General features: G+C 64.0%; 6 protein-coding genes and 3 pseudogenes. 6 read left to right on the top strand and 3 right to left on the bottom strand.

Going from position 1 to position 8,198, the window contains the following annotated elements; genetic code table 11:
• Positions 1-186: 186 nt before the first annotated feature.
• From AC08OP_RS16485 to AC08OP_RS16465, 5 genes and pseudogenes are all read left to right on the top strand, one after another.
• Positions 187-807: an ImmA/IrrE family metallo-endopeptidase gene (locus tag AC08OP_RS16485; protein WP_476615012.1), complete on the top strand. Its 621-nt coding sequence runs from the start codon at positions 187-189 to the stop codon at positions 805-807.
• A gap of 34 nt (positions 808-841) precedes the next feature.
• The gene (locus tag AC08OP_RS16480) at positions 842-1,969 is read left to right on the top strand and encodes a recombinase family protein (RefSeq protein ID WP_476615011.1); all 1,128 of its coding nucleotides are present in this window, start codon (positions 842-844) and stop codon (positions 1,967-1,969) included.
• Between the two features lie 18 nt (positions 1,970-1,987).
• Entirely contained in the window at positions 1,988-2,752 is a 765-nt protein-coding gene (locus AC08OP_RS16475) for a hypothetical protein (protein ID WP_476615010.1), read from the top strand.
• A gap of 53 nt (positions 2,753-2,805) precedes the next feature.
• Positions 2,806-3,537 (top strand): hypothetical protein, encoded by a 732-nt coding sequence (locus tag AC08OP_RS16470; protein ID WP_476615009.1) that lies wholly within the window; start codon positions 2,806-2,808, stop codon positions 3,535-3,537.
• 93 nt (positions 3,538-3,630) lie between these two features.
• A pseudogene (locus AC08OP_RS16465) lies at positions 3,631-3,972 on the top strand (ISAzo13-like element transposase-related protein); the annotation flags it as partial.
• Here AC08OP_RS16465 and gap read toward each other — a convergent pair.
• Positions 3,957-4,955 carry a type I glyceraldehyde-3-phosphate dehydrogenase gene (gene gap, locus AC08OP_RS16460; RefSeq protein ID WP_476615008.1) on the bottom strand — a complete coding sequence of 333 codons (999 nt, stop codon included), beginning with the start codon at positions 4,953-4,955 and terminating at the stop codon, positions 3,957-3,959. The pseudogene AC08OP_RS16465 and the gene gap sit on opposite strands and share 16 nt — an antisense overlap.
• Positions 4,956-6,188: 1,233 nt before the next feature.
• Here gap and AC08OP_RS16455 point away from each other — a divergent pair.
• Positions 6,189-6,338 (top strand): annotated as a pseudogene (locus AC08OP_RS16455) (NF041680 family putative transposase); the annotation flags it as partial.
• On the opposite strand, the pseudogene AC08OP_RS16450 reads toward AC08OP_RS16455, so the two are convergent.
• Positions 6,332-7,333 (bottom strand): annotated as a pseudogene (locus AC08OP_RS16450) (IS66 family transposase); the annotation flags it as partial. The pseudogenes AC08OP_RS16455 and AC08OP_RS16450 overlap by 7 nt on opposite strands.
• Before the next feature lie 362 nt (positions 7,334-7,695).
• On the bottom strand, positions 7,696-8,198 hold a 503-nt coding region (locus tag AC08OP_RS16445; RefSeq protein WP_476615007.1), incomplete at its 5' end, for an ISAzo13 family transposase.

Below are 8,198 nucleotides of genomic sequence, written 5' to 3'. Positions count from 1 at the left end.
CTCCCCGAAGACCTTCCGAGTCTCAATGTCATGCTGCGCGCCGAGTACGACCTGCCCGAAGCCGCAATCCGGGAGGCGGAAGCCAGCATCCAAGAAATCATCGCCAAGTACCGCGGCTCCGCCGACGGCGCGGACACACAGGAAACGCATAACAAGTAGGTGGGTACGGAAGGAGGGGAATCCCCGATGGATCAGACCGAGCAACCAATAATTCAGGAACTCCGACGCCTGGCGCCGAGCCGACCGCTCACTTTTGGCGAGGCGTACCAGATCGCCGAACTGCAAGCCACAACACTCCTGCACCTGCTGGACATCCGGCAGGCTCCAGCCGATGCCGGGCGGCTAACCGAGCTGCCGCGCATCGAAGTCCAGGTCGAGCCCCGCTGGCGCATGCCGACGCTCGCCGGCTTCTCCGAGTGGCGTGACGGCCGTTGGCTGATCGTGGTCAACCGCAACAGCAGCTCCGGCCGGCGCCGCTTCACCCTCGCCCACGAAATCAAGCATGTCATCGACCACACCGCGCGGGCCACACTCTACGCACGGCTCGGCACCCCCGACGAGAAACAGCGGGGTAAACAGATCGAACGTATTTGCGACCACTTCGCCGCCTGTTTCCTGATGCCCCGGCCGTGGGTGAAACGCGCGTGGGCGAGCGGCCTCCAGGACGTTGAAGCCTTGGCCGAGCTGTTCAAGGTATCCACCTCAGCCATGAAGGTACGCCTGGCCTACCTCGGTTTCCTCGACGACGAGAGCCGGCCAGTCGTGAGCTATTTCAGGGGTGAGACATCCAACCCCTGCCGCGCCTGACAACAAAAACCGTAACCAGGAGGAGCGCAACCAGATGACAAAGCAACATCGCTACTTCCGCACCGAAGCCCCAGCTCGGGGCGGGATCAAACGGGCGGTCGTCTACCTGCGGGTGTCCACCCCGGGGCAGGTCAAGACCGACTACGACCCCGAAGGGATCTCACTGCCCGCCCAGCGGCGGAAGTGTGCGGAGCAGGCCCGCGAGCTCGGCGTCGAGATCGTTGACGAATACCTGGGGCCGGGCCGGTCGGCGACCGCCATCCACAAGCGGCCCGAGTTCAAGAAGATGATGGCGCGCATCCGTGAACGCCACGATGTCGACTACGTGATCTTCTACTCACTGTCCCGCATGCACCGGAACTGGGCGGAAAACGGCATCACCCTCGCAATGCTGCGCGAACTCGACGTCACCATGCTCTCCGCGACCGAGAAGTTCGACGACACCCCGCTCGGCGAGGCCATGCACGGCTTCCTCGCCGTGTTCAACGGCTTCCAGTCGCGGGCCAACGGCGAGGACATCCGCTTCAAGATGGGCGAGAAGGCCCGCCGGGGAGGGACGCTCGGCCAGGCGCCCATCGGCTACCTCAACGTCCGCGAGCAGTTCGAGGGCCGCGAGATCCGCACCATCGCCTTCGACCGGGTGCGCGCGCCGCTCATCCGGCTGGCCTTCGAGATGTACGCCACGGGCAGATACAACTTCCACACGCTCCGCAAGGCCTTGACCGATGCCGGCCTGCGGACCCGCCCCACACCGAAGCGGCCTGAGCGGCCCATCTCGATCCACAAAATCGGCGATCTGCTACGGGACCGGTACTACCTCGGCTTTGTGACCTACGAGGGCGTCGAGTTCCAAGGGCGGCACGAAGCCATCGTCGACCAAGATCTGTTCGACCGCGTCCAGAAGGTTCTAATCGCAGACCGGGGCGCGGGCACCCGCCAGCGAACCTACAACCACTACCTCAAGGGCACCGTGTGGTGTGGCCGGTGCGAACGACGCCTGATCATCTCCGGCGCGAAGAACCGTCACGGTGTGCAGTACTTCTACTACATCTGCCGCGGACGGCAGGACGGCACCTGCGACCTGCCCTACTTCAAGGTCGAAGACGTCGAGGAGGCAACCCTGCAGCACTACTGCCACGTGCAGGTGCCGGACGACATGTAGCAGAGCCTCCGCATCACCATGAAGGATGCCGTCGCCAGCGGCGAAGAGAACGCCAAGGAGATCCAAGCTCAGCACACCAGACGGCTGCGGGAACTCGACCGGCAGGAAGATCGCTACCTCGACCTGGTGGACGATCCGGACTGGCCGAAAGAGAAGATCACCGAGCGGATGCGGGGCATCCGCGAGGAACGGGCCCGCCTCAAGCAGCATCTTGAGGACACCGAAGCCAAGCTGGAAGTCGGCTACCAGATTGTGACCGGCATCCTCGACCTGCTGACCGACCCACAGGAGCTGTACCGCAGATCGAAGAAGCCCACCCGGGCCGTACTCAACCGGGCGATCTTCACCAAGCTGTTCCTCGACGCCGACGCCAAGAGCCCGCACGTGGTGGCCGACGAGCTGACGGAAGCCTTCGAGACGATCGTGTACCTGCGACGCGACACGCCGCCCGAACTGGACGCGACGTTGACGGCGGACGGGGACAAACCAGCCACCGACGGCCGCGAGACCACGAACCGACTACGCCGACGCTTCGCCCTGTCACCGGCGCGCTATGAGCGCCGAAACGACAGTGGCGCCCTCCTTGCGGAGGACGCCACGATCTATGGGACTGTCACCGTTTCGGGCCTGCTCGACCACTCTGAGTATCGAGTGGGTTCGAGTAGAACCGAAATGGTGGACCTAACGCAACACAATAAGAACCGCCTGATCTTGGTTCAGGGCCCCGAGATCACCGTCCGACCGGTCTCCACAAGGCTCCTGACCAGGGGCGACGCCCCGTGAGCACCCAGCCGGCACCCTCGCCCGTCAAATCGAACACACGTTCCGTAGACCTGGTGGGTGCGAACGGCACCGCCCGCATGGTGACCGTGATCGTGGGCACCGTTGTCGGGCTCACCTTCCTCTTCGGGCTCGGCAACGTCGCCGCACTCGGCATCCGCCTCGGGGTCCCGACCTACGTCGCCATCCTCGTGGCGCCCGCAGTCGATCTTTCCGTCGTCGGGCTCCTCCTCGGCGCACGCCACCTCACCCTGCACGGCGGACCCACCGAAGTCATCCGCGCCGCACGACGCCTACTGATCTTCGCCAGCGCCGTCACGCTCGCCCTGAACATCACCGAACCCCTCATCACCGGCCACTACGGCAGAGCAGCCTTCGACGCTGTCGGGCCGCTTCTCCTTATCGGATGGGCGGAAGTCGGCCCCGGCCTCCTCCAAGCCATCCAGACCACCGCCCGGTTCCCGGGGCTTCGCCCAGAGAGCGGGGCAGAAGGGACCGATCAGACCCAGATGCCAGCGGCTCCAGACCGAACCGCCACCCAAGGTCGACGGAAAGCGACAGACGCCGCATCGCGTCAGACAGAACGGGGGGCACGCCAGCAGGACCTTCTCCACCGAGCCCGCGCCGAAGATGTCCTCCACTGGCAACACCACCAACGCCCCATCTCCGCAGAGACGCTACGCAAGCGACTTCGCATAGGTACGGAATCCGCCCGCGGCCTTGTCGCCGAGCTTCGCAGTAGCACCCGGGTCACACTCGACGGTCAGGGCGAGACCGCGCCCACGTAGATGCTCGCTGCGGCGGCAGTCCCGAAGAAGCCCCCGGCTCACGCCAGATAGGGCCTGACCGGAGGGGAGTATCTGATCAGACACTCCCCTCACACCGCTGGCTTGGAAATCACCGTGTGCCACTTCCCGCCGGGTACCTCGAAATGGAACAGCATCGAAAACTGGTTGTTCTCCCGGATCAGCATCAACTGGCGCGGACGCCCCCTGACCAGCCACGAGGTCGTGGTGGACATGATCGGGACGACCACCACCCGCACCGGGCTGACCGTGCACGCCAAGCTCGACCCCGGTACCCATCCCACCGGCGTCGTCGTGCCCGACGAGGTCATGCCGACGTTGCCGTTGACCGCGCATGGCTGGCACGGCGTTCCTCACCCGCCACGACGGCTAACTCACTGTGGCCCCCCTACCCAGTTCCGTCATACAGTCGCGCCGCCGACCAACTGGGTTGTGTCTATAAGGCGGTTGGAGAATCCCCACTCGTTGTCGTACCAGCCGAAGATGTGTACGTGGCGCCCCTCGATAACCTGCGTGAGCAGGGAGTCGAAGATGCATGACGCCGGATCCTTGACGATATCCGCGGAAACGACCGGGTCTGCAGTGTAGCGCAGGATTCGTGCAAGTTCACCGTCCGCCGCCTTGCGGAAAAGCGAGTTGACCTCCTCCACCGTCGTCTCACGGTCCACCCGGACGGTCAGGTCGGTCAGCGAGCCAACGGGAACAGGAACCCGCACCGAGTACCCGTCGAGCTTGCCCTTCAGGCTTGGGAGCACGAGGCCGATCGCACTGGCGGCATTGGTGGTGGTCGGGATGGTGCTTAGGTTGGCCGCACGGGCGCGCCGGGGGTCGGGGTGCGGGCCGTCCTGCAGGTTCTGATCCTGCGTGTAGGCGTGGATCGTGGTCATGGTGCCGCACTCGATGCCGAGCCCGTCATCGAGCACCCGGGCCATGGGAGCCAGGCAGTTCGTCGTGCACGAAGCGTTGGAGACGACCGTGTGCTTCTGGGGGTCGTACAGGTCATCATTGATACCGATGACGAGGGTGAGATCCGCGTTCTTTGCCGCAGCAGAGACGACAACCTTCGAGGCGCCGGCATCAATATGCGCCCGGGCCTTGGCTGCGTCGTTGAACACGCCCGTCGACTCGATGACAACGTCGACTCCGAGGCGGCGCCACGGCAGCTGTGCCGGGTCGCGTTCGCTGAGAACCTCGACCACGGTGTCCCCGACCCTGAGCGATGAGCCCTCCGCCGCGACCTGCTGCGGCAGCGGCCCGTACACGCTGTCGTACTTCAGCAGGTCCGCCAGACTCTGCGCGCTGGTCAGGTCGTTGACCGCAGCCACGCGGATGTCGGCACCGGAAGTGAGCAGCGCACGGAAGTAGCTACGGCCGATACGGCCGAAGCCATTGATTCCCACAGTGATTGTCATGATTCCCATTCCGATTACTAGGAGCCTCGCAGCATAGGTGTCATACTTTCGGTAAGTGTCGATATATCCCTCACATAAAAAGATCGAGGCGGTTAGACTCCTGCGAACTCGGCGAGCGAATCAAAGCCGGCCGCACACATGACTGCTTTTTCTGTTCAAAGCTCACAGCATCGGCGGATCATTCTGATCCCGTCGCCTGGCGAGCATCTCCGCCGTATCCTTACGGACGCATCCTAGAAATAGGGCATGACACTCCAATGGTTCGCTGCCAGTTTCCTCGATTGCAAGTCTGAAGAACTCACCCTGTCAGGCTTCCACAGCACTCCAATGCTTGGCTTGATAGAATACTTAGCTATGCCCATCCCCCGAGGGTTCACCTCTTCCCTATACAGCTATAACTGTTCCCGTAACTGTGCGCACCTCTCCAGGGCAACATGTCACCTGCACAAGTCCGCCGGCCGGTACTACACGCAATGCGCACACCGCCAGGCTCGCCGTCGACGCGGATGCTGCAGTTCGCCGAGATGAAGATCTGACCACAGGTCAGATCAAACAACTTCGAATCATGGCAGTCAAGTCGGCACGCAGCCTCAGCAGGCCAGCGCACCTGGTGTGAATCCAGTCACATGCAGGATTTGGTAACAGGGTTCCTCGATCCGAAGGATCGTTGCGTGGCGCAGCATTGACAGTGGGTGATCGCGGAGAGGTTGCCGGGGTTGCTGTTGCGATAGCCTCGGACTTTCGCCGGATTGATCTTCTGTTGGTGGAGATAAGCGGGAAAGTGCTTCTGAGCAGGGAGGATCGTGCTTGCTGAGGGCCCGATCGATCCCGTATCGAGGCTCGCCTTCGCGGCGGGCCAGGGCGAGTCCCAGGCATGGATGGTTTCTCTCGTCAGTCCAGGATCTAGAGATGTTCGCCAGTTCGCCGATGCAGACGTCGGTGTTGTACCAGGTCAGCAGCCTGTCGATCATCTCCTGGATAGGGGCTCGGTCTTCCCGGCGGTGTGGGCGACGACGAGGGTGTTGACCTCATGGAGCAGATCAATCAGCCGGCTCCCCCACTTCTGGGCGCCCGGCGTGAACTCGCCCTTTAACCTCCGACTGTCACGTTGCGTGATACCTACTGGTGTTGTGGGGTGGTTCGGCGTGTCCTCGTGACGTGGAGCGATCTTCGGAAGATCGTGCTCTCGCCAAAGAAGCCGTGATCGAACCGAAGGTCATGATGGGCAGTGTGCAGGACGAACCAGGACGCGTCGAGGCTCTGGGGAGGCTGTGTCGCTTCCGGCCGGAGTTCTACGACTGTCTGGTCCACCGCGCGGACGCGCTGTTCGAGGTGACGGACGCGGTGCTGTGCACCGACGGCCCGGTCCGGAAGCCAGACCAGCCGTCGAGGATCCCGGTGCCATGGATCGCCTCCGACGACCGAGAGCTGATCGCCGCGTACCAGACCAGCCCGGGCGACGGGGTGCGCACCACCAGCAGGTGCGGGGTCCCCGACAGGACCATGCCGGTGACCTCGTCAAGGTCCCTGCGCAGCACGTTGACCGGAGACTCGTCACCGCAGAGCACCGGCTCGGCGCGCAGCGCCGTCCTCATCGCCTCGTCGAACCCGGCCGCGTCCAAGTCCCGGGCGAGGCGAGCGTTCGCGCGGACAACGAACCCGGACGAGACCGGCACCCCGAGCAGCGCGTCGATCACCGTCGCGGCCCGTTCCACCGGGCATTGTTTGCCCTCGGAGGCGAGCAGCACCGTCGCCGCGTGCACCCTGGGCCCGTAGGACACCGCGCCCGCCGCGGCATCACCCACTCGACCTTCTTCAGCACCGGGTCGAGCAGGTCCCAGACCTGCGCCCACCCGTGGGCGAGCACCTCGGCACCCGCCAAGCCCTCGCCACACGACGAGCACTCGACCGGCGGGTCTGACGGTAACGACCGGTCCGGCTCCGACTCCCGCGACAGCCCCGACCCGGCATGCCCCGGCTGCCCGCCGGGCCTCTTATCCTTCGACCGGACCCGCTCCGAGGCCTCACGCCGCTCGGCACGCCGCTTCGCCCGCGCCGAGCGGCTCCTTCTACGGCGACACCGATGGTTCGTTGTCCATCCCGACCCGCCGCCGCAGGTCCGCGTTCTCCAACTCCAGCTCGGCGACCCGCGCCCGGTCGCGCTCCGAACACACCACGCCGAGCTCCACCTCATGCTCCTCGGCCACACCCTCAACGACCCGGCGCAGCCGCTCGTTGACCGACGCCAGACGCTCCTTCGCCGCCACCGCGGCGGCCTGCCCCGCCACGACCTCCTCGATCCACGCCTCGGCAGCCGCTATACGCGAATCCCACGACACCGACGGGTCAGCCACAACCTCGATCATCCATGCCCAACCACGCCGATCAAGCAACGATCCCGACGTGTCCCATCAACACAAACCCCAAGGTCAGCGACCCACGGCAGCCCACCCGTGAATGAACACGACAGCAGACAGACCGGCAGACAGCGGACCAGGTCACGGTGCAGTGATGTATGTCATATAGCACCGTCGAGCATGGCTGAATTTCTTGCTCGTGAGCAGTATTGCTCAACTTGATTTGGAGCAACCAGCAAGGCCGTTGGCGCAGGTAGGCGGGACTTTCTCAGCGCAAGGAAGGCCAAGATCAGGGTGCTGTCGCGAGTATCACGCCAGCACCGGTCCCAGCCTTAGGATTTGGAATCAAATAACTTCCACAAACAATGTGGTTAGGATGCCGGCCGCAACGTATAGTTCCATTCGCCGTGGAAATCGTGCCGAGTGATCGATAGCTCCCGCATGCGCTGGTCCGGTACCTTGATTCCCTTGGCGTAAGTCCCCTCGTCGAGCTCGGCCTGGATACGGAGGCCCGTGCTGGTCGTCGTAGAAGCGATGAGGTTCACCACCACCTCGTGGCTTTCCAGAGGGCGCCCCCGCCAGTTCATCGTTATATGGCTGAACATCCGGTGCTCTATCTTGTTCCACTTGGACGTACCCGGCGGAAAGTGACAAACGGTGATCTCCAAGCCGGTCTTCTCCGCGAACTCGGCGATCTTCGCCTTCCACAGGCGGCTCCGGTACCCGTTCGACCCACCGGCGTCCGCGGTAATCAACAACCGGCGGGCCTCCGGGTACGCTTTCGAACCCATCTTCTCCCACCACCGCTCGATCGAGGAAACCGCGAACTCGGCGGTGTCGGCGCTCGCTCCGACAGTCACCCATCCCTCGTTCT

The sequence above is a fragment of the Frankia sp. CeRuru1 genome, from assembly GCF_977966315.1.
This window is presented reverse-complemented; position numbering and strand designations above follow the sequence as displayed.

Bases quoted from the DNA above. Each gene is read 5' to 3' on its own strand.
- AC08OP_RS16480 (WP_476615011.1), top strand. From the start codon at position 842: ATGACAAAGCAACATCGCTACTTCCGCACCGAAGCCCCAGCTCGGGGC.
- AC08OP_RS16485 (WP_476615012.1), top strand. From the start codon at position 187: ATGGATCAGACCGAGCAACCAATAATTCAGGAACTCCGACGCCTGGCG.
- AC08OP_RS16475 (WP_476615010.1), top strand. From the start codon at position 1,988: ATGAAGGATGCCGTCGCCAGCGGCGAAGAGAACGCCAAGGAGATCCAA.